23 protein-coding genes are annotated in these 22729 nt (G+C 32.6%); 12 read left to right on the top strand and 11 right to left on the bottom strand.

The genetic code is table 11. The features are described 5' to 3' along the window. Positions 1-33: 33 nt before the first annotated feature. Positions 34-231: a hypothetical protein gene (locus KF896_15355; protein ID MBX3045088.1), complete on the bottom strand. Its 198-nt coding sequence runs from the start codon at positions 229-231 to the stop codon at positions 34-36. 206 nt (positions 232-437) lie between these two features. On the opposite strand from KF896_15355, the gene KF896_15350 reads away from it, so the two are divergent. The 4 genes from KF896_15350 to KF896_15335 are packed head-to-tail and all read left to right on the top strand — an operon-like array spanning position 438 to position 3113. Next, entirely contained in the window at positions 438-821 is a 384-nt protein-coding gene (locus KF896_15350) for a hypothetical protein (protein MBX3045087.1), read from the top strand. 12 nt (positions 822-833) lie between these two features. Continuing rightward, positions 834-1268, top strand: a complete 435-nt coding sequence (locus KF896_15345) for a helix-turn-helix transcriptional regulator (GenBank protein MBX3045086.1) — start codon at positions 834-836, stop codon at positions 1266-1268. Then, on the top strand, positions 1268-1765 hold the full coding sequence (locus tag KF896_15340; GenBank protein MBX3045085.1) for a hypothetical protein: 498 nt from the start codon (positions 1268-1270) through the stop codon (positions 1763-1765). Before KF896_15345 ends, KF896_15340 begins: the two co-directional genes overlap by 1 nt. A 19-nt stretch (positions 1766-1784) precedes the next feature. Beyond that, positions 1785-3113 (top strand): hypothetical protein, encoded by a 1329-nt coding sequence (locus tag KF896_15335; GenBank protein ID MBX3045084.1) that lies wholly within the window; start codon positions 1785-1787, stop codon positions 3111-3113. A 219-nt stretch (positions 3114-3332) separates the two neighbouring features. On the opposite strand, the gene KF896_15330 is transcribed toward KF896_15335, so the two are convergent. From KF896_15330 to KF896_15310, 5 genes are read right to left on the bottom strand one after another with little or no spacing between them, the layout of a single operon-like run. Continuing rightward, positions 3333-3941 carry a hypothetical protein gene (locus KF896_15330; GenBank protein MBX3045083.1) on the bottom strand — a complete coding sequence of 203 codons (609 nt, stop codon included), beginning with the start codon at positions 3939-3941 and terminating at the stop codon, positions 3333-3335. Continuing rightward, positions 3938-4642: a phosphoadenosine phosphosulfate reductase family protein gene (locus tag KF896_15325; protein MBX3045082.1), complete on the bottom strand. Its 705-nt coding sequence runs from the start codon at positions 4640-4642 to the stop codon at positions 3938-3940. Before KF896_15325 ends, KF896_15330 begins: the two co-directional genes overlap by 4 nt. Beyond that, positions 4635-6083 (bottom strand): hypothetical protein, encoded by a 1449-nt coding sequence (locus KF896_15320; protein MBX3045081.1) that lies wholly within the window; start codon positions 6081-6083, stop codon positions 4635-4637. Before KF896_15320 ends, KF896_15325 begins: the two co-directional genes overlap by 8 nt. After that, positions 6070-6828 (bottom strand): CRISPR-associated endoribonuclease Cas6, encoded by a 759-nt coding sequence (gene cas6, locus KF896_15315; protein MBX3045080.1) that lies wholly within the window; start codon positions 6826-6828, stop codon positions 6070-6072. The genes KF896_15320 and cas6 overlap by 14 nt, the downstream gene beginning before the upstream one ends. Further along, positions 6813-7505 carry a hypothetical protein gene (locus KF896_15310; protein ID MBX3045079.1) on the bottom strand — a complete coding sequence of 231 codons (693 nt, stop codon included), beginning with the start codon at positions 7503-7505 and terminating at the stop codon, positions 6813-6815. The genes cas6 and KF896_15310 overlap by 16 nt, the downstream gene beginning before the upstream one ends. A gap of 107 nt (positions 7506-7612) precedes the next feature. Here KF896_15310 and KF896_15305 point away from each other — a divergent pair, with 107 nt between their 5' ends. Further along, a complete protein-coding gene (locus KF896_15305) occupies positions 7613-7804 on the top strand; it encodes a hypothetical protein (GenBank protein MBX3045078.1) in 192 nt (63 codons plus the stop codon). A 30-nt stretch (positions 7805-7834) separates the two neighbouring features. On the opposite strand, the gene KF896_15300 is transcribed toward KF896_15305, so the two are convergent. Together KF896_15300 and KF896_15295 are read right to left on the bottom strand one after the other, a co-directional pair. After that, positions 7835-10945 (bottom strand): N-6 DNA methylase, encoded by a 3111-nt coding sequence (locus KF896_15300; protein ID MBX3045077.1) that lies wholly within the window; start codon positions 10943-10945, stop codon positions 7835-7837. Between the two features lie 57 nt (positions 10946-11002). Beyond that, complete coding sequence (locus tag KF896_15295) at positions 11003-11206, bottom strand: hypothetical protein (GenBank protein MBX3045076.1); 204 nt, start codon at positions 11204-11206, stop codon at positions 11003-11005. A 146-nt stretch (positions 11207-11352) separates the two neighbouring features. Between KF896_15295 and KF896_15290 the strand changes: the two genes are divergently transcribed. The 5 genes from KF896_15290 (at position 11353) to flhB (ending at position 15840) form a co-directional block, all read left to right on the top strand. Beyond that, positions 11353-12441: a tyrosine-type recombinase/integrase gene (locus KF896_15290; protein ID MBX3045075.1), complete on the top strand. Its 1089-nt coding sequence runs from the start codon at positions 11353-11355 to the stop codon at positions 12439-12441. A 371-nt stretch (positions 12442-12812) separates the two neighbouring features. Continuing rightward, positions 12813-13652, top strand: a complete 840-nt coding sequence (gene fliP / locus KF896_15285; GenBank protein MBX3045074.1) for a flagellar type III secretion system pore protein FliP — start codon at positions 12813-12815, stop codon at positions 13650-13652. A 13-nt stretch (positions 13653-13665) separates the two neighbouring features. Beyond that, entirely contained in the window at positions 13666-13932 is a 267-nt protein-coding gene (gene fliQ / locus KF896_15280; GenBank protein MBX3045073.1) for a flagellar biosynthesis protein FliQ, read from the top strand. A gap of 9 nt (positions 13933-13941) precedes the next feature. Further along, positions 13942-14739 carry a flagellar biosynthetic protein FliR gene (locus tag KF896_15275; GenBank protein ID MBX3045072.1) on the top strand — a complete coding sequence of 266 codons (798 nt, stop codon included), beginning with the start codon at positions 13942-13944 and terminating at the stop codon, positions 14737-14739. Next, positions 14740-15840, top strand: coding sequence for a flagellar biosynthesis protein FlhB (gene flhB, locus KF896_15270; protein MBX3045071.1), 1101 nt, complete (start codon positions 14740-14742; stop codon positions 15838-15840). A 3-nt stretch (positions 15841-15843) separates the two neighbouring features. On the opposite strand, the gene KF896_15265 is transcribed toward flhB, so the two are convergent. Together KF896_15265 and KF896_15260 are read right to left on the bottom strand one after the other, a co-directional pair. Next, complete coding sequence (locus KF896_15265) at positions 15844-16515, bottom strand: hypothetical protein (protein MBX3045070.1); 672 nt, start codon at positions 16513-16515, stop codon at positions 15844-15846. Positions 16516-16527: 12 nt separating this feature from the next. Further along, a complete protein-coding gene (locus tag KF896_15260; protein ID MBX3045069.1) occupies positions 16528-18876 on the bottom strand; it encodes a TonB-dependent receptor in 2349 nt (782 codons plus the stop codon). 235 nt (positions 18877-19111) lie between these two features. Between KF896_15260 and pstB the strand changes: the two genes are divergently transcribed. Together pstB and phoU are read left to right on the top strand one after the other, a co-directional pair. Further along, entirely contained in the window at positions 19112-19858 is a 747-nt protein-coding gene (gene pstB, locus KF896_15255) for a phosphate ABC transporter ATP-binding protein (GenBank protein MBX3045068.1), read from the top strand. 29 nt (positions 19859-19887) lie between these two features. Further along, on the top strand, positions 19888-20586 hold the full coding sequence (gene phoU, locus KF896_15250) for a phosphate signaling complex protein PhoU (protein ID MBX3045067.1): 699 nt from the start codon (positions 19888-19890) through the stop codon (positions 20584-20586). Positions 20587-20611: 25 nt separating this feature from the next. On the opposite strand, the gene KF896_15245 is transcribed toward phoU, so the two are convergent. Then, complete coding sequence (locus tag KF896_15245) at positions 20612-22705, bottom strand: BatA and WFA domain-containing protein (GenBank protein ID MBX3045066.1); 2094 nt, start codon at positions 22703-22705, stop codon at positions 20612-20614. Positions 22706-22729: the final 24 nt, after the last annotated feature.

Here is a 22729-nt window from a genome sequence, read left to right as displayed (position 1 = left end):
TACATATATTTGTGTAGTAAAATAATTTCAATTTCAATTAATTATTTGGAGATAGTCCTGAAATTCGATGTTATCAGCATCCGGTGTTTTAAAATTAATGTTACAGACTTTCTGAATTTTTTTCAGATTATCAATAATAATGTTTAACTGACTGCTTACAGCGACAGCCGTTTTAGCGTCAAGTTTCACCGGGAATTTGCCGGATACTTCGATTGTAAAGAATTTTTCCATAACAGTAACAATTTGTTTCTAAATATCCGGTCTGTCATCTTCTCAATTATGCTGACCGGTTTTAAAAGAACATTATAAAAGATTTTAAATATTTTTAATATGTTTAAAATCTTAATACAAAAATAAGGAAAGTTTTCGAGATGTGCAAATAAAATTTTCGAGATTTTGATATTTTTTATATTTTTTTAATATTTATTTTTAGGGATATGCAACCATCTGAAAGATTGGAAATATTTTTATCTAAAATGGGCTGGTCTTATGACCATTTTGCCAAGAAAATAGGTATTGCTTTGAGTGGTTCTGATAAATATTTAGGACCAGGAAAGAAAAGCACTTATTCCTCGAAAATATTACCGCTTTTATCGAAAGCTAATCTTAATTACAATTGGTATCTCACCGGAGAAGGTGAGATGCTTCGTGAAAATAATAAAGAGCAGGTTCAAAGCAATGCAGACTTTACAGAAGTTTCCGGAACAGTTCGATTACCTATAATAAATGAGCTTTCAAAAGAAGAGAAAATAAAAGCAAGAGAGATATTAAAAGAATATCTAAATAAGCTAAATGATTCATTAGTTGATGAATTGATATAAATAAGGATTTATATGGCAAGAGGAGCTATTAGCACAAACATTAAAAGTATTTACAAAGTCGGAACAATAGATATTCAAAAGTTTGTTTCATCCTTTACCGGTGGTAACGGCTACAACATAAATGATGGAATTGAGTATATTGAGTTGCCCGCTATACCGGGAATAGATGAAAAAGTTCATAATATAATCACTGTAAAAGGTGATTCAATGTCTCCATTGATTGAAGATGGTGATATGTTGATTGTTAATACAAGCAAAATTAAGCCAAAGAAAGGTGATATAGTTGCCGTTGTGCTTAATGATAACTTAATGGTCAAGTTATTTGACCCGGGGGCTGTTTGCTTACATCTGACATCAATTAATCAGGACTACGAACCAATAAGGGTATATGAAGAAGATACCTGTATTATTGTTGGTATTGTTTGGAAAGTAATAAAAGATGTCTGATGAAATATTTGCTGTCCACACTCGCTATATTTTTTATCGCTATAAACTTGAGTTCTCAGGTTTACATTGGCGGGAATATTGGACTTCTTAACAACTTCCAAGAAAGTTCTGCAGACATTTCCGGTCAAGCTTTATCTGCAAATATTGAAACAGTTTTAATAGATAGTATATTAAATATTTCCATAGATTATTTCCATAATTCACTGCTACTCCGTAGTATTCCGGTTGGTAAATCTGACAATCTGAATATGAATGTAGAGTGTTTGCTTATATCAGTTAAGAATTATCTTTTTGAGCAATCCGGAATATATATCGCTCTTGGATTAGGTAAAGTTATTTCTTATGACTCTGATGATTTATCCGGTAGATTGTCACTCGGAATAGATTATCCAAAATCTGATTTAGTTGGTATAACTATATCCAGCTCAATTTATACTTATGATTTCAAAAGTACTATTTTTGATTTAATGTTTGGTTTTAATATTAAGATTTTTTAAATTAATTTACAGGTGATTTATGGATATCGTAATAGGAATTCTACTTTTATTTGGAATGCCAGCACTAATAATATACGGCATAATTAAACTTATAAAAAAGAGTAACAAGAAAGTGAATCCGGTTAATATAAAAGCAAATGAAAATATTTCCAATATTTCTAATGATGATACTGTTAAAGAGGATGTATTAACAAGTCAGATTAAAGAGGCTCTAAAAGAATCAATAGAAATAACAATCAGAACTACAACTAATAGTAATTTTGAAATAATTAACGATAATACATTTGGAGAATTAACTGGGGATTCAATAAACGGTTGGGTTGTAAATAGTGGTGCTTCATTTTCAATTACTGTTTTACACCCTGAAAAAAACATTGCTTTATCAGTAAAAGAAATTCTTGAAAATAAGTCAATTTATTTCGGAGAAAAAAGAAGAAAATTAATACATCTTTTTGCTGCCAAAAATATAAAAATTAAGGAAATAGAAGATTATAAAAGAAAATATAAAGCATTATATCTAGAGAATATAGAAAAGGAAGTTATGCTTTCCAGAGAATGGGAATTATTAGGGGAAAGAGACAGAGATGACCTTTTTAAAGAATTCAAGATGAGAGCAGTTCAACAACTACACATCAGACCAGATTGTAATCTTGACATTCTCTTTAATTATGAACCAAATGATATCACATTAGATGATGATTTAATTGAAGATTATGGATTTGAAACAATTGATTTCTATCTTTGGAATTGTGATAAAATGGACAAGATTTTTGTTGCTGAATCAGGTACAGATTATAGAACCAGTTTCGAGAATTTAGTTAGTAATGGATTAGCGATAAAAGGTGAAGATATTCCATTGGAAGAAATTCTAATCAATCTAACACTGAAACAACTAAATAGCATCGCACAGAACACCGACAAGGAGTATAAAAGGAAAGCTCAAGCTGTTGACTTTATTCTCAATAATAACAAAGCTATGGAAAGAATAAATAGGTTTGTTTCCTTTAGAGAGTTGTTTAAAATCAAACCTCTACCGGAAAAATATTCTGATATTGATTTATCTGTTATTTCTATGACTTGGCAATATCATAAAGAAGAAGCTGAATTAGTAATAAATACATTCAATACTTGTGTTAATCATTTTAATTCTATTCAAGATTTGAATAATGTTAAATCATTTAACTTGTTCAATTCCTCAAATAATAACAATTGTCCGTGTTGCGAATCAGAGGGGGAAAGAGAATATCCTGTTAAACATATTCCAATTTTACCTCATCATATTGGTTGTAATTGTTGGATAAGAGCTAATTACGATTATGAAAAAATGAGGAATGATATTTTCAATTAACATATGTCTCGGTCCTGCCCAAAGGTGTGTACTTCGTAAGAACTGAGAACGGATTAATTAAGTTTGTTAAATAAAGAAGGAATAATTAAATGAAAAGAGACTTATTGTTTACTTTGTAATCTAATTTTCACTATAATCATTAAATCTTAATCGAACTATATTAGAATTGAGAACTTAAATACATCTATCCGCTTAGGAAAAAAGGGGCGTCTTAGCCCCTTATATTTCTACCAATTTTTGAGTAATTAAAGCATTTATCCGCCAATAAGGTGGTTTTATCGGCAAATACAAATCACCGTTATCGTCAGGGGCAGGACGTAATATTGCTTTATCCGTCATTTCATAAGAGATATTGTCAATTAATCCATACCCACGATTACGTTTTTTACCTAAACTATAAATGTGTTTACTCAATAATTCTATTACTTCATTAATATTTTCAGTATCAATAACGAAATATACTGATTCGTAATTCTTAGTTTCATAAGGTAAATTATAGCTCTTATACTGCCCTTTGCTTGTTAGAATTTTCAACTTTTTATTCTCAACTAAATCAATATTTCTTTTATGAAAATGCTTAGTAAAGTTGCTTAAATCAAGTAAAGGTTCGTCGTCAGACTGCATAATTGACGATAAATAAACCCCGCTTTCGTGCTTATTTAAAAGAGTTTCAGGTAACTCAACATCACTTCCGTCATCAATTTCCAGTAACTGCGGTACGTAACCTAATTTATCTTTAATATAAGCATACAACAATAAACTGTCAAACATTATCGGTTCATAAACGATAATCGGCGACTTCATTTTAAAGGTTATTTGGTATCTCATGTTATTCCTCTTAAGTATGGGTACATAGTTATTAATTTTTTATATTGTTGCGGGTAATAATGACGCAACCATATTATACGCCCTCTATCTTCTCCATCAGTGCTTAGCCATCCAGTATTTCTTATTTGGTCTTTATTGATAAATTTAGTCTTTGTATAAATTAGATTCATTGGTATATTAAATTTATCATAAAAATACCACAATTCCTCGTTTGTTACCCATCCGATTGGGGAGCTACGATATAATCCATTTGAACTTTTGAACAATAAACCATTCGTTTTTATTAAATGTTTACGACCAATAGATTCACAAGCCCTGATACCCCAGAAATTCCCGTCATATCCATTTTCTTTAGCAAATTTATCAAAAGGAATTTTTTTTAATATATCAACATATTTTTTTTGTTCTTGTTTAGTCCTTTGGTCTGGTGGTTTAAAGTCCTTTATAGCGAAATAATCTGATTTTATCTCGCTATAATTCATATCCCACTCTTGTAGCAATCTATCCCTTACTTCGTAAGTGTCTGGTAGGGCATATCCTGAATTTAAATAAACACATTTCACTTTAGGGTTTACTTGCCTTACAAAATAGAGCAATAATATCGAATCTTTACCCCAGCTTATTGATAAATAGGGTTTATTTATTGTTTCAAAAGATTTATTAATTGTATCAAATATTTGTTTTATACGATTATCAAACACCTAAAAACTCCCTGATTTCATTTTTATTAGTTTCAAGGTGTGCATAATATCGTACTACTGCGTCGTAGTCTATTTGTTCATTTAAGTCTGTTAAATCAATATTGCCAAGTCCGCGTGCCGATTTTCCACCAATTCTATGGTATTCTGTAAATAATTTTAATGTTGCGTGGAAACAATCATAAATATACTGATTTTGACTTCTCAACACAAAATCGTGCTCAAATTCAGAACCCTCAATCAACGTTTCCATAATATATTTCATCTGATGTGTTTCTTCTGAAGTGTCTAATACCTCAAAATTCCGCTCTGTTTTTTCAGAATCTTTCCGGGTATAAAATATATCCTGAATAAGACTGTATAGAGTTGAATCACCATTTCCATTCTCCGCACACTTCAATCGTGCATTACTGACAATCATTTCTGATTCAATCATACCACCCTTTGTTGCAGAACCGAATAGCCGTAAAGGTGGGCAGTAATAAGCAAGTTTCTCGATTTTTTCAGGCACAATTTCTTCGTTGCTACCTTCTATTTCTGATTTCTTTTGTAAAGTTAACCTAAGTTTTTCCTGAATATTTTCCTGAAATTCTGCTAATTTGATTACAAATTCTTCTGATACCTTTTCAGTTAAAGTACCACCCGTAAAAAGTGTATGATAAGTAAAATCGAACAGACTATCAACTTCTAATTTGTTCAAATAATCAGCCATCGTCAGTCTCCGCATTATGCCTGCAATTGAATTGCCAGAAAAAACGGGGACATTCTCAAAATCTTTTTTAAAAGTTAAACTACTCTCGGATTGTTTATAATTTTCTATGTCAAAAACAAACCCTGATTTGCTTAATTCGAGTTGCTTTTGTTCTGCCCAAAGTTCGTTTAATTGTTGTTTTGCTTCTGTATCGTCAAAAAACATATTGTTACTTTCTTTGTCTAAGAGCTCGACTAAAGATTTGCATTGCTTATCAATCTCTTTAATCCGTTTATAATTACTATTTTTATCTTCCCGTGTAATCCTCATTTGCATAATCAAATAATCTGCATTTTCAGGTAAATATTGCAAAAATTCGGCGTCGGAAAACAAATCGAGATATTTTGATAATATTATATCATAATGCCCTATACCGAATCGTTCAGCGTATCTCGTCAAGAAACTTGATATAGACTTTGACCCGCAACTGCTAATAAGAGCTGACTTAAATTCTTTCCAAATATCCTGTTGCCTTTTCAGTCTGTAATCAGGACTGATTTGAGTGTAAAGAATACTTAGTATATCAGTCATTGCAAGTTGCCGGTCTTTTTCACTTGCAAATTTTGAGTTGATAACTTCGCTATTCTGAATTTTCACTTTCTGTTTACGAAGTTCTGATTTGATACCTAAAACAGAGCCGGCACCGGTATAAAGCGGGCTCAGAGCTTTGAAAGTATAATTAATTTTCTGCATTAGAATTATCTCCTATTATATTGATTAAACCGAACCCAAGAGCGTTACGACTCCCAAGCCCGCAATTATTTGCTACATATAAGTAATTAGAATCAGCGTTAATTTTATAACGCCCAGACATCGCTTTAATGACTGAATTTTTATAATTATAAAGATGAAATTTACTGATCACTTCCGATTTGTCGAACTCAGGAATTATCTCAAATTTACCGTTAAGTTCTAAATTGTAAAATGCTTTTGCTTTATTTTTTAAATTATCTTGCAAAATTCTGCTAAAATCTATATCAAAAGCATCTAAAAATTTTTGATAGATTTTACCTGATGTAAGTGTAATCGGCGTTGAACAAACAATAGGTGAAAGCGTGGAAAATGTATGTGATTTTACATTCTCTGTATCAATAATTTCATAATTAATAGATACTATTGTTTTATTGCAAAATCTGAAATATGACCTTTCTTTCAATAATTTCTCGATTGAAAATATTATAGCCGGCATAGGGGATGAAATGTACAAACTGAAATTGCCAAAATATCTCCAATTGTGCTTTAGAGCTTTACGATTTCCAATAAAATGTGAATAACAGAGCGGTTTATAAACCCTTTTTTCCCTTGTGCCTTCGTTATGTAGCCAATTTATATTATCATATTTCGATAATAACGACATAACAAGCCCCTGCAGGTTCTCGAATTGCCTGTAAGGGACATCCATCACCCCTGATGTTTCAAAATCTATTTTAATACGCATTTGTTCACCAGTCTTGTTAACAAAAACAATTGCGGAGTATTCCTGAATTTCGCTAATATTTTATCTTCTTGACTAAATTTTTCAATACCGTAGGTTGTAATTTTTTTGAAATTATCACTTCCCGTCAAAATTTCATCTTTAGTAAAAAATGTTGCAATAGCAGGCATATCAGCCGTCCCGGAGTACCAATTTTGTACTATTCCAATAACATCTTTTAACAGAATTTTATCTATTTCAACATTTCCGTAAGTGTCAGTTATAATTTGTATTTTATTCTTGTCAGTAGTGATTTTGCTCTTAAAAGTTGTATGTTTTTTAGAGCTGAATGTGTAAGCTAAAATGAAAGGTGCATTAGGGGTATTAATAATTATATCCCATATTTCGTCTTTTTTTAAGATTTTCAACTCTGTTTCTGATACAAAATATGAAAAATTACGTAATGAATTAAGTTTTTTTTCTGTTTGTATCATTTCGCCAAGACATTTAAAAGCATCTACGGAGATGTAATCACTTTCAAACTTCAGATATTCAAAATCTGTAAAGTTACCCGAAAGAGCAACTTTTTTCTTAATACCTTTAGTGATTTTTTCACCTGTGAAAGCACAGACGGCATCACAATCTACAATTTTATCGCTATCATAATTGATGTGTTTAGCTATAAATTTAATGTTATTCATAAAATGATAATTTAATTGGTGTAATAATAATATTACAAATGTAATAATAATATTACAAAAGTAATATTATTATTTATATTCTCAAAAAATTATATTATTTTTGTTATATGATTACTATAGAAATATTAAAAAGAATAAGTGAAATTGTAAATATAGAAGCCCTGACTAAAAAATCAGGGCTGAACTCTAATACTATTCGTCAAAAAATAAATAGAGGCACAGAGCTAAATATTAAAGAGTCAATCGGTTTAACTAAAACACTAAAAGAATATTGCAATTTAATTAATCAACCCGACTAACTTTAATTTTTCAGAATTGGCTATATCACCCTACTCCCCTTCCACAATATTAATTTCTTCTTCTGTCAGTTCGTAAAGCTGATAGACGAGCTGGTCAATTTTCCGGTCTGTCATGTCAATTATGGATTTTAGTTCATCTGTTTGTGATTTGTAGCGGTTGAAACGCTCAAACCAGTCTTCTTTTTTCTCGCCGGATAAAGTTATTTTGGCTTTCTTGAGTTCTTGCTCAAAATCTGACCAGGTATGTTTCGACCAGTTTTCAATCTTGGTGCTAAGTTTTTGAATATTAAATTCGGCTTTGAGCAATTCAAGGAATTTATTTTCTTTTTCTTTCAGTTCCTTATTTTTCTCAAGCATAATATCGGCAAGCTCTATGAATGGGAGTTGTGCTTCAGGAGAGATGTTTGGGATAGGTAATTTTCTGAAATCATCAGGATAGAAATAATTTTCCAAACGGTGCTTTCTAATATTATTCAAATATTTTAAAGCGAATTTAGAATTTATTATTGCTAATAGATATTTCAAATCATATTGTTTTGAAATTTCTTCAAGTTCATTTCGCTTTCTATTTCCATTTTTTGTTATTGAATTATTTATACTTAAATTATTTATACCCTCTAAATCGAGATATTTTTTAAATACTACAATTGAATCATTACAAATAATACCTGTGTTATCAAATAAACCTTCTGTTACTCTACCTCTTAATATTTTATCACCCTGATACAATTCTGGAAATGTAGGGCGTCTAAGTTTATTAGGTACTCTATCTGTATTCCATTCAAGAAATTTATATTCATCAATTTTGTATCTTTTAATATTTTTTCCTTCAACATACATTCTTGAATGAATTTCATCTTGAAACTCAGATATTAAATCATCTTTACTAAATTCACCTTTTGACTTTATTTCATCAGCATTAATTACCATACCAACACTAATATAACAAATATTACCAAGCAATTCATTTTTTACATTTATTAATGATTTAGAAAATTCCTTTTTAAAGATTTGAGAACGCAATTCTTCAATATTATGACTTTCAAGTTTTGATAAGTCAATTTTCTTAATTTGATAATTTTCAAATTCAGATTTCCGATAAAACTTTTCTATGATTCCATTTTTGTTAGAATAATCTTTATCAACAATAATTGTAATTGGAACAACTCCGACATTTTGGAAAACTACAAAATCATCATAATAATCAATACTTCTGATTTTGAAATTATTAATAATCCAATCCTGTAATCTAAAAGCAAATTTAGATGTAGTAATTGAATTTGAAGCAATGAAACCAAAACTTCCATTATCTTTCAATAATTTCAAACTCTTTTCAAAAAATGCAGTCATCAAATCCCATTTTTCATAAAGAGTTTCATAATTATTAGTCAACCATTCCCTTTGCTTAATAAATTCTGCATCATCTGTATCAGCCCGAACATACGGTGGATTGCCAATAACTACATCGAAACCTCCGGCACTCATCTGCACAGGAAATTCCTTTTCCCAGTTGAATGCTTTATCTCCGGCAACTGCGGGGTCATCAATTAATGAATTACCACACTTTATATTTTTGCTTAATGAGTTCAGCTTTCTTCCTACCTGTGCGGTACGAAGCCATAATGATAGCTTGGCGATTTCGACGGATTCTTCATTTATATCAACGCCATAAATATTATTTTCAAGAATGTCGTTGGTTATATCTGCAAAAACTAATCCCTCTTCAAATAATGCAGCTCGAAGATTATCTATTTTCTGATGTTCGTAAATTAAAAAATCAAGTGCCTGATTCAGAAATGCACCGGAGCCACACGCAGGGTCGAGTATGGTTATATTCAAAAGCCAGTTCCGGTAATCAGTGACCTTCTTATCGAGTTCGAGAATTGTTTCTCTTTTACGGTTTTTTCTACCCTTTGCATATTCCTCATCTATGATACCAATTTCTTCTCTTTTCTCCAAACAAAGTTTACCAACAGTATTCTCAACTATATATTTTGTAATGTATTTGGGCGTGTAAAAAATCCCATCTTTTTTGCGTTTTGATTTCTGAGTTTCAACTTTTTCACCTCTGATTTCTGCCTGCACATTTTCAATTTCACTTAAAGAATGCTCAAAAATATGCCCAAGAATATTAACATCAACTTCGGTGTCAAAATCGTATTGAGTGAGCTTTAAAGTATGCTCATAAAGAATATTGTCATCAATTGTTATATTGTCGAGAATTTCATCAGGTTCAAAAAGCCCGCCGTTATATGCAAATACTTCATAATTCTTTCCTTTGTAGCCGGTATTCAGGTAATTGAAAAACTTCTTGAATCTGTCATAAAGAGGCATATATTCATCAAGAACATCACGCAGAGTTTCCCACTGATTGATAATTTCACGGATTGAATTTGGTGGGATTAATAATCTGTCTTCTGCAAAAAATATGAACAGGAAGCGGTCAAGAAGCTTTTGTGTCTTTTTGAATAGCAAAAGTTTGTCAATTTCCGGATTCTTGATTACAAGATTTGAAAAAATTGCATTCCGGAATTTTGAATAATCGGCATATAGTTTCTTAGTGATATTTTCTTCCTGCATTAAAGATGATTCTTTCATCTTTAATGGAATGTCATTCAGCAAATTATCTTTTGCCAGACAAAGCCACATCACTGCAAACTGCTCTCTTGTCAATCTGAAAAGGTTAAAGCTGATATGCTCAACCGCATTGCTAATATAAAATCTTAGCTTCTCAAAATTAGAAATAATGACATAATTACACTTTGGATTATGGCTTTTGTAACCAAATGCCTGAGCTTCCACTTTGTCAAGGTCGCTGGTGTCAGTTCCTTTCAGTTCAATCACAGCAACGGCATCATCACCTTTCAGAATAGCACCATCAACCTTTTTGCTGTTGGCAATATTTTTCAGTTCAGTAGTTAAGTTATAGTTCGGATGGGGATTTAATGTATAATCAAAAATATTTACAAATAATTCCCGCAGAAAACCTTCCTGAAACTGCTCTTCTTTAGCTTTTCTGATATTTTCCTGAATTTCCGGATTGTTAAAATAGCTTTGAAACTGTCTGAATTTATCATCTAACAGTTCCTTATTCAATTCATTTACATATTTCTTTTTAACTGACTCTTGGAAAAAACTCATTTACGATTCCTGATATTTATTTGCTTATTCACAAATATTTTGTGGATTTAAGAAGGCTTACTTTTTAAATAAAAGGTTATTCCCTTTATCTGTTAGAACTAGGTCAGTTGGATACTTGTTTCCTGCTTCATCAGACTTAAAATTTTGCTTTATAAATCCATTGCTTAAAAGTGCATTAGTTTGAACTTCATCTAATTCATTCTTCTTTGAGCGATTAAACAACTCAAGCCATGCTTTATAAATATCTTGATTATGCGACATGATTACTCCTATTTTTTTTTGCTTACTAATTGAAATTACGTTAAATCACTTATCTACGAATTCTCAATAAATGACATTACAAAATTACTAAAATCTTACCAATATACAAATATATGTATAGTATAATTCTGCAAAAAGTGTTATTTTTGAGAAAAATTTCTATAAGTTCTACTAAAATTATGCCCAGATACGCTAAATCAAACGAGGAAAGGTGGCTACATCCAAACTACCGCAAAGCATACTGCTTCCGGTATCGTAACGGTATGGTTTATACTTCCGTTAATTCTGTCCGGCAGGCAACAGGATTTGAATGGCATCCACGTAATAAAAAAGTTTGTATGGACATTCTGAATCAAAGATTAAGAGAAACAATTATACCAACTAAGAAAAATGATGTAAAAATGTTATCAGAACTGATTATGCAGTTCCACCGCGACAAAGTAATCAAGCTTAATAAAGCTACTCAATCTCACTATAAAACATTATACAAACAGTATCTTAATTTTGATTTACCACTTACAGATATTCAGGAAATCCGTAACCGGATAATAGATAAAAAGAATTTTTCAACGCAGTCAAATAATACTATCTGGAAAAAAATTCAACGTCTGAAAAAGTTGTTTGAGTATGCTGTAGAGCTTGAATGGATGGAAAAGAATCCAATTCCTAAAGCACTTATTCCGGAGTACAAACATAAGGAAGTTGTTACCTGCACAAAAGAACATATCGAAATACTATTACAGCATTTCAATAATACCGGTCTTCTTTCAATGGCTTATATGCTCGAATTTGCTTTTATTACGGCTTTAAGAATTCAGGAAATATTGAATATAGAATGGGAAGATATAGAAGAAAATATTCTGATAATAAAAGGGAAGGGGGGACGTAAACGAATATTGCCGTTACGTTCATTCCCGCGTGCAAAAGAAATCCTTTTAACACTTAAAGAAGAAGGTTTGCCAAAACCATTTAATTGGAAAAACCAACAAACGCCTGCCAAGAATCTTCGAAATGCTTTGGAGAAATGTAAGGTAAAATATCCGGAAATGACTTGGGAAATTTCTTTTCACGTAATTCGTAAAACTACAATTAATATTTGGAGAAATGCGGGTATTTCCGGAGAAGTAAGAAATCTAATCGCCGGACACTCAAAAGATGTCGAAAAAGGCTTTTATCTGTCTACTCCAGAAATTCAATATTTGGAGAAAGAACTCGAATTATTAAGCAAAATGTAAGCAAAATAAATATCAAAATATCAATAACTAAGAACTATAATCTTTTTGAAACCCCTTGTAATCACACACTATAAAGACATATTCGTTTCCCGCCGAGATCACTGAAACTCCAACATAAACCCTTGACAAGCCCTTGAGAAATCAAGGGCTTGTGTTTTTTTTATAATTTCTCATAACTCATTACAATTCCTTTTTAGCCAGACTGATGATTATTATTCAATTCTGGACTTTTAATATCTAAAGCAATTAAATGATATAATGCTGTAATTTATTGATTAATAACAACATACTGCATATTATAAATGTTATTCGATTATGTGGCACTTTAGTTGTAATAGTATAATTGAATTTTAAATTAACATTTATAATGTATGAATTTGAGCAAAATTAACATAGAGTCAGGAAGATGGGGTTTAATAGCTTCAGGAATACAAAACTTGAATCTGAGAGCCGGTAATGTAAATCGTTTCATATTTATAGCTATTATTTTATTTATTTCAGTAGGAAGTTTTGAAACATTTTCCCAACAAGTTCAGGTTCCGGGAATTTCTGTAAATGTAGCTTCTGATGGTGGAGACACAGACCTGGTCTTAAGTTTGCAAATTCTTGCTGTAATGACCGTTCTGACATTAGCTCCCTCAATTCTTATTATGATGACATGTTTTACACGTATTGTCATAGTCCTTCATTTTTTAAAACAAGCAATGGGAACAACAAATCAGCCGCCAAATCAGCTGGTAACAGGACTGGCTTTGTTTCTTACATTTTTCATAATGCAGCCTGTTTTTAATGAAGCAAATGACAAAGGCATCCAACCATACATGAAAGATGAGATTACGCAGGAGCAGGCTGTGGATAATATTGTGCAGCCATTTAAGCAATTTATGCTAAAGCAGGTGCGGGATGAAGATTTGGGACTATTTGTTAAATTAAGTGGTGGCGGAAAACCTGCAAGTTCGCAGGATGTTTCTATTTGGGCACTGATTCCGGCGTATTCAATAAGTGAAATCAGAGTTGCATTCCAAATTGGATTTATGCTGTTCATACCGTTTTTGGTTTTGGATATGGTTATTGCAAGTACACTAATGTCGCTTGGTATGTTTCTATTGCCTCCCCAGCTTATATCATTACCAATAAAAATACTTCTTTTTATTTTGGTAGATGGTTGGTATCTTATAATTGATTCATTAGTCAAGAGTATAACAAATTAGGGTTTAATAAAAAATGTTAACAGATCAATTCGTAATTCAAATAATCAGAGACGCTTTCTATCATGTAATTTTGTTGGTAGGACCACTTTTGATGGTATCATTGATAATTGGACTTTCAATATCAATATTTCAGGCTGCTACATCTATTTCGGAGCAGACACTGACTTTTGTACCAAAGTTATTAAGTGTTTTTATTGTTATGATTTTAATTCTGCCTTTTATGATGAGCATGATGAAATCATTCACTATAAATATAATGAACTATATCGCAGGAATGTAGCACAAAAATATGGACAGTGCTACTCTGGAAATATTAACATCAAAATTTTTGACCGGTGGATTCATCTTCATCAGAATTCTTGGTATGTTTGCATCTGCTCCGGTATTCAGAAGTACTGCTATAAAAACCAAAGTGAAGATAATGCTTGCGGCGATTTTGGCTATGATTATGACAAATGTATTTGCAGAGAATCAGCCTGCAATCGAATTTGAATTATTCAATGTTACTGTTATAGCATTAAAAGAGTTCTTTTTTGGTGTACTTATAGGATATACTGCCAATTTAGTATTTTTCGCTGCGAGGTTTGCTGGAGGTATAATTGATATGGAGATGGGCTATAATACTTCAACACTTTTTGACATATCGAATGTAAGTCCTACTCTTGTAGGTGAATTTAAAGATTTGATTGCACTTATGTTGTTTTTCCTTATAAATGGACATCATCAATTGATTGAATCTCTATATTTAAGTTTTCAGATTGTGCCGATATCTAAATTCAGCATTAGCGCTGTTACGATTCAATTACTTGTCAAGATGGTAGTAACAGTTTTTATACTGGCTATTAAATTTGCTTCACCTGTTCTGGTAGCTCTTTTCTGCTCAAATTTATCGCTTGCATTATTGGCTCGTGTTGCACCACAGACAAATATATTTATGCTTTCATTTCAGGTGAAAATTGCAGTTGGTCTAACTATGCTTTTCACAATGGTGCCATTGCTTGTATATATTATCAAATGGGCATTACAGAATTTCCAGTCTCAAACTATGGATATAATCTTAACTCTAAACCAATCAGGAGCTGTGTAGATGGCTGAGAATCAAGATGGACAGGAGAAGACGGAGAAAGCCACCACCAAGCGGCTAACAGAAGGTAAAGATAAGGGACAGGTATCCAAAAGTATGGATATTACAACAGCAACAATTTTGCTTATAGGAGGTACGGGAGTCTTTCTTAGTGTAGGTCCATTTGTATCAAGTTATCAGGCATTTTCAAGAGAGATTTTTGGAAATTTAGCTAATGTCAATCTTAATATCAATACAATTCCGAGTGTATTTAATAATGTCATGTTTTTTATGGCAAGTGTAATGATTCCAATAATGGGTTTGGTTGTATTCTTAGCATTATCAGCTGAAATATCTCAGGTAGGGTTTCATGTTGCTAAAAAGAAATTTACCGAAGGGTTGAATTTCAAGAAAATATTTAACCCTTTTCCGGGATTAAAAAGAATTTTCTTTTCAAAACACACAATGGTAGAGTTAGTCAAAAACTTTGCCAAAGTCATTGTTCTTGGGCTTGTTGTTTGGTCTTCCCTTGCAAGTAAAGGACCTCTTTTAGTCGGACTTTTAGAACGACCCTTTTCAGATGTAGGCACTTCAATGGGAGCCTTAGCACTCGAAGTTCTGCTTAAAATGGGAGCTGTTTATATTTTCATTGCCGCTGCAGACTTCTTTTATCAAAAATGGAAGTTTGCAGAAGACATGAAAATGACTAAAACCGAAGTTAAAGAAGAAGGTAAGCAATCTGAAGGTGACCCTAAGGTAAAAGCAAAAATTCGAGGATTGATGCTTTCCCGAATTAGAAAAATCATGTTAAGTAACGTCAAAACCGCTGATGTTGTAATAACCAATCCGACACATTACGCCGTTGCTTTGGCTTATAAGCAGGGACAAATGAATGCCCCTGTTGTTGTAGCCAAAGGTGTTGACTTCCTTGCATTGAAAATCAGAGAAATTGCTCAGCTGAATAATGTTCCGATAGTCGAAGAACCGCCACTTGCCCGAGCACTATACAGCAGTGTGAAAATTGACCAGGAAATACCGGAAAATCTTTTTAAGTCTGTAGCTCAGGTATTGGCTTATATCTATGCACTTCAAAAGAAAATCTATCCATATCACAAAAGAGCTTAGGTATTAAGCGGATTTTCTTAGAATCTCCCATAATGAATTTAAAGAAAAAGTGTAGTAATCCATAATCTGCTCATTTTTATTTTTCAAAATTATGGGCACTCCGTAAAAAAGAGAGCCCAAGAAAATTAAAACTCTCATAAAATCAATATTAGGAGGCAATTCGCCTAATTCTACCGCCAGCTTAATATTATCAATGAAAATATCATTGAAACTTTCAATATTAACATCTTCAATGCCTTCACTATCGGGAAAAGCGAGTACTTTCTCAACTGTAGAAATTGTAGAAAAATCTAATTCATATTCAGACTCTTCCAATGCTGTAAATGCAATGATTTCATACATAATTCTGTTGTTTCCGATTGTCTGATTATCGGCAGTAGAGAGGAATATTGATTCAATTCGTTTCAGACCGCTTGATTTACCATATTTTTTATCAGCCAGGTAAACTGCCTGAATTGTCCATAATTTTATGAAATATATTAGTAAATCAGATTTTTTCTTGAAATAATTGAAAAATGTGCCTTCAGAAATTAGGATATCATCGCATAATTCTTTTACTGAAATTTCATCCAGTTTTTTCACATCAGTTTTTCTTAACATACTTTTCAGCACATCAATTTTTGTTTGCGCTGCTTTTCTTTCACGAAGCGGTGTATTTTCTAATATTTTACTCATTAATTAATTCCTTTAAAATTCAATTCTTACTCCGCCAATTGGAAAGAAACCTAACTGATAAACTTGTTTAACTTCCTGATTGCTGCCGTCCCAGACGCTCATTAGAACGTTTTGCTTTACAAATAAGTTTTCAACTGAAAAATAACTGATAATTGACATATTGTTTAAATTGTGACGAAAATCAATTCTAAGGTCGAAGCGTGAATAATCAGGATTTCGGAGTGAAAATGCCTCACTGTCAATATATCTGGTAGTATTATCCCGCAAAGACCTCTCAACATCTATCGGAGTATATGGCGCCCCACCCGCATGAGTATATCTAACTGCAAATTCAAGAGTGAAAGTCGGAGAAATAACCCATTCGTAACCACCAAGAATATTGAAAATATACTGATTGTCAAAGGCGCCCGACCTCCAGACTCTGTCTGAACCACGATATTCCTGCCTTACATAAGATGCAGTTGCAGTAATGTAATAACCATCAGTGAAATTTTTGATTAATGAAAGCTCAGCACCATAAGTTTTTCCAAGTCCCGCACTTTCAAGAGCATTGCTTGTAAAGACACTGCCGAAATTTGCTCCCGCATTTAAAAATGAGAATGATGTAGCTTCATTGGCATTTACAGGTGCATTGGAAATATCTTTAAAATATCCTTCCACTTTGATAAAGGCATCATCAGCAAGGAGAACTGAATATCCGGCTATATAATGTAGCGACTGCATAAAGTTAAGATTATCACCACTTTCTGTACTCATTGCTGTAATGAGTGGAAGTGACTGGCGATGAACTCCAAAACCCGCATTGAGAGTGCTTATTTCTGATATTTTATAAGCGGCTGATAATCTCGGTTCGAAAGTAGTTTTGCCACTTAGTGATAAATATTGTGTAAGTATGCCGGCATTAATCTGAAACTCTGATGTAAATCTGTGGTTCCAGTTAGCAAACATCATGTATTGAGTTGTATTTCCATCTGATAAAAGATTATAAAAACTACCGTCTGAGCTTGGTGTCAGTCTTTCCTCTGAAAAATCGTAAAATCTGAACCTGCCCTCCAAACCAAATTTGAAAATATTTCTTTTATCAGGCGAATAATTTAATGTGGACTTCAAATTGTAAAATCCTTCAGAATTTCGGGATGTAAACCATGGGTCAAGAGATGATACTACCCCCTCCTGTGAAACTGTTATTGAATCCAGTGCCGTACGGTAATTTGCATAATTAAATCCCAAGAGGGTATTTATATATACTTTTTCAGAAATCAGGTAATTCCAGTTTAAAGCCAGAGCAAGGAAGTCAGTGCCATTTTTAATGTCATTCTCACCTGTTGCGGGGTCATCAGTTTCGGACTCTTTAATATTTATATCGCTTGTTCCCCATAATCCGGTTAGGGAAATCTTATGATTTTGAGACGCAGATAAGTCTGTTTTAAAACTTGCATCCTGATATTTTGGAATTCCGGCGAAACCAAAATCAACACCCATCACTTCAAGAAGCCCAAGAAATGAATATCTGTAACTTGCCAAAAATGAACCTTTCCTGCCCGGCAGAGGACCTTCAGCGCCCAATTCAATACCATTGAATCCGAACTGACCATAGTATTCGTAATTATCACGATTTCCGCTTCTGGTTCTCAAATCAAATACTCCTGACATTCTGTCCTGATACTCAACCGGAAAAGCTCCGGTTAAAAAATCACTATTGTCGAGTATCATTGTATTAATTGCACTTACGGGACCACCTGTTGCACCCTGTGTGGCAAAGTGATTGGGATTTGGTATGTCGAGACCGTCCACCCGCCAAAGCAACTCAGTGGGGGCGCCACCACGAATTATAATGTCATTGCGGCTATCGTTTGCACCAAGCACACCTGCATAGTTTTGTGCCATACGTGCGGGGTCCATCCTGCTTCCCGCAAATCTTTGAGCGTCATCTACTGTGAATTCGGTTGCCGAAATCATTACAGATTCATTAATTGGAACAAAGCTGCTCTTATTTGCTGTTACGATGATTTCTTCCATAAGAACAAATGATTCAATAATATTTGCATTTATTACTGTTTCACGTCCGCTTGTTACAACGATATTCATGATTCTCGGCTCAAATCCCACAGCGCTGATTCTTAAAGTATGCCTGCCAACAGGAACATCTTTAATTAAAAAAGCACCATCTTTTTTAGAGTAAGTGCCTAGTTTAGTATCAAGTATTGCAATAGTAGCACCGGTTACCGGCTGAAGATTTTTTTGATTGAGTACATTTCCTTTAACATTTTGCGAAGGAATTGTTTCTGTTTCAGATTTTGCCGTAAAAAATTGTAAAAGCAAAATCATAATTAGCATTAAAATCAGCAGGAACAAACGCATAAATTAAATCCTTTTTTATATTTTAATAAGGTTTACATTACAAAAGTAGTATAATATAATATTATATACAAATATAATTTTATAGTATACCATAATTTTATTTAAATTTTTAATTATTTTCAAATATTTTCAAATAAATATGAATAAGTTAATTGTTTTTTACTATTTTAGAATTTTATAAATGTCATAATTGAAATATTTGAAACGCAAAGATAAAAAATCACAGGGCGAGAAGATAAAGGCAGATGATTTTTGCTTTTATTATGGAGATACTCAGGCGCTAAAAAATGTAAATATAGTTATTACCGAGAATTCTGTTACAGCACTTATCGGTCCTTCCGGTTGCGGAAAGACTACTTTTTTGCGTGCCATTAACCGTTTGAATGACCATCTTTCAAATATAAAGATTGAGGGTGGGCTTTATCTTGATGGAGTTTCAATATATGATAAATATATAGACCCCGTAATTCTCAGAAAAAAAGTCGGGATGATTTTCCAGAAATCAAATCCATTTCCAAAAACAGTTTATGATAATGTTGCTTTTGGACTGATTATCAATAATCTTGTAAATGACAAAGGCAGACTTGAATTTGAGGTAGAGAAAGCTCTGAAGATGGCTTCATTATGGGATGAAGTAAAAGATAAACTCAAAAGTCCGGCGCTAAGTTTATCCGGTGGCCAGCAACAAAGGCTTTGTATTGCAAGAGCCCTCGCTGTCAAACCTGAAGTGTTACTCCTTGATGAGCCTGCAAGTGCATTAGACCCGGTCTCTACAGCAAAAATCGAAGAATTAATTCATAGTTTAAAAAAAGATTACACAATTATTATAGTAACTCATAATCTTCAGCAAGCTGCAAGAGTAAGCGATTTTACTGCTTTTTTCTATGAAGGTGAACTTATTGAATATGATAGAACCACCAAAATGTTCACAAACCCAACAAACAAACAAACTGAAGATTATGTTACCGGAAGATTTGGTTAAATAACATTTATTTTTTGGAGCAAATACCTATGCTTGATAAAAATTACGAAAAAAGAATTAACAAACTTAGAAAAAGAATTCTGGAAATGGCTAAACTTGCTGAAGAGCAGGTTAAATCAATATTTTTCGCTATTGAAAATAATAATAAGGAAATATCTGATAAAGTAATACTAAATGATGAAATAATTAATGATTACGATATCAAAATTGATAAAACCTGTCAGAAAATATTTGCATTAAATCAGCCTGTGGCAAGTGACCTGAGATTCATTTTATCAACATTTCTGATTAATAATCGCGTCGAATTTATTGGTGATTTGGTTGTAGATATTGCTAAAACATTTCGAAATATTCATTACACAAAGCCAATATTCTTTAGTAAACTTGCATTTAACGACATATTCCGACTTACTTTAAAAATGACTGAAGATGCTTTTAAATCTATATCGGATAATAACTCAAGCCTTGCACAGATAGTTTTAAAGGATGAACTATTACTTAACGAGCTTAATATGAAAAATATTGAACTCATAAAATCAATTCTTAAAGATAATCCTGAGTTTGTTGATGAAGCTTTCGCAATGTTCCAAATTTCAAACTTCTGCGAGCAAATAGGTGATTATGCCGCTTCGATAGCTGAAGATGTTTTCTTTATGGTTGAATCCCAGATGATTCGCCATAATTATGAAAAAATTATTTTCGGAGAAAATTCAGATGATGACGATTGACATATCATCTTTACCGGAATATTTACTAAGCTGAAACCTCATTTTTAGAGACTCTTTGGACAATCATCTCTGATATAGCAGCAATAAGTGCAAGTAGAATAAAAATCTGCCAAAGTTCAGTTCCGGTTCTAATTCTTGAAATTCCGGCAGCAAGCTGCTGAATATTATCTTCTATCTCAATATTTGTTTCTGGTAGTCTTTCTGATAATTCTGATTTGATATTTTCCTTGTTTAATGGTAGCAGAAGCGATTCAGTTTCGTCAATATTTACAGCAATTTGAGCTACATATTTATCGCTTTCGTCCAAAACAAAATAAACTCCGGGAATTATCAAATTCTCAAAAGAAATAACTTTTCCTTGTGGCAGACTTACAGCACTATGGAAAAACTCATTTCCATTCGGGTCAACAATTTTGAAATCTGATGAATTTTGGAATCTGTTAGGAATCCTGAATATTAGTGACTCGCCTGATTTTATATCAACACTTTTATCTTCAGAGGATGTCAGATACAAAACTGAACGATAAATGAGAGTCGGATATATGCCAGTAAGGGGCAGTGTGCTCCAGTCATTTTCCTGTGATACTGCAATATATAAAATTTTGCCATCATTTTTACGGGCTTCACTGAGGAAAGCACCACCGGGCATACTGATTAATGCCAAACCTGATTCAGCAGGCATTGATTTATAAATACGAGGTGATTCGATTTGACTTATACCCGGTTTATCATCAAAAACACCGTCAAAAACCGGATGTGATTTGTCAACGTTCTGAAACTCTGCAGGTTCATTAGCAGAAAAGTTTCGTTTTTTGATTGCACCAATACCAACTTCTTTCAGGAAATAAGATAAATCTTTGAAATCTGTATCTTCATTGGCAAACATCAGTACCGAGCCACCTGCAAAAATATATTGTTTTATTCGGGATAAATTTGCTTTTGAAATATTCCCGTCAGCAATTATTATTGCGTCATAATTTATGAAATCTTCAGATGACAGCTGATTTGAATTCGTAAAGATGAGATTATTAATATTCTCATCTTTATAAAATGTTGACAGTGCAATTCCTAAAAAAGAACCAAAGGTATTATTTCCGCAAATCAAAAGTCTGGGTTTAGGGGGTATATTAAATCCGAAATATCGGTAGTTATCCAGATTCTGAATATCATTTTCGAGTCTGGCAGTTGCTTTTATTGGTCCGCTTTTAGATGGAGCTGCTGCAATCAAAAATGATATAGTTTCACCAGAAGCTATATCTGCACTTCTCTGAGCTACGGGTTTGTTGTCAAATTCCAAACTTACAACAACATCTTTAATCGTATTCTTCGAACCATTTCGAATAAATACTTCAGTTTCTACCTGCTTATCCTGCTCAAATATTGAAGAAATCAGACTGACCGAATCAATTGACAAATTTTGCAAATCAGCTTTGGAATTGAGTCCCACAGGTACAATGACTGCAGATGTAAACACTGATTGGAGTCTTACAGTATCATTATTGATTATATCAAAAATATTACTCTGCGCATCCGAAATAATATATATTTCTTTGTTTAAATTAGAAGCATCTGAAGCAAGAGCGGATGCAAATCGCAGAGATTGATTCAGATTCGCCGGTATATTGGATATTTTAATTGAATTAATCTGCTGTAAAATATAGTCGAAATTACGTGAATAACTTGGAGCAGCATATTTTTCTCCGCTCATTGACAGAACTGCAACTTCATCACCGTCGCTAAAATTCTTAATAATATTTGCGGCAGCTGTTTTAGCTTGATTGAATCTGCTACCGAATTCATCGGAAATATCCATACTGAATGAATTGTCAATAATTATAACTGCAGAAGTTTTGGCGTAGGACTCAAAATAAGGAATCGAACCGGGGATAGTAGGACGTGCAAATGCCAAAACGGCGAAAATTATCAGTAAGGTTCTGAGTATCAAAAGCAAAATTTGTTTAAGTTTCAGCTTTCTGATTTGTGTTTTTTGCAACTCTTTTAAAAATTTTAGCGATGAAAATTCTACAGTTTTTAATTTGCGTAAATTTAATAAATGCAACAATACAGGTATTGCTGCTGCAAATAGGCCAATTAATACTAATGGATTTAAAAAATTCATTATTGAAAATATTTCCGAATTTAA

The organism is Ignavibacteriota bacterium (assembly GCA_019637995.1).
GTDB lineage: Bacteria > Bacteroidota > Ignavibacteria > Kapaibacteriales > UBA2268 > JANJTB01.
The sequence above is the reverse complement of the archived record's forward strand: the minus strand, read 5'-3'. Positions and strand labels throughout refer to the sequence as shown.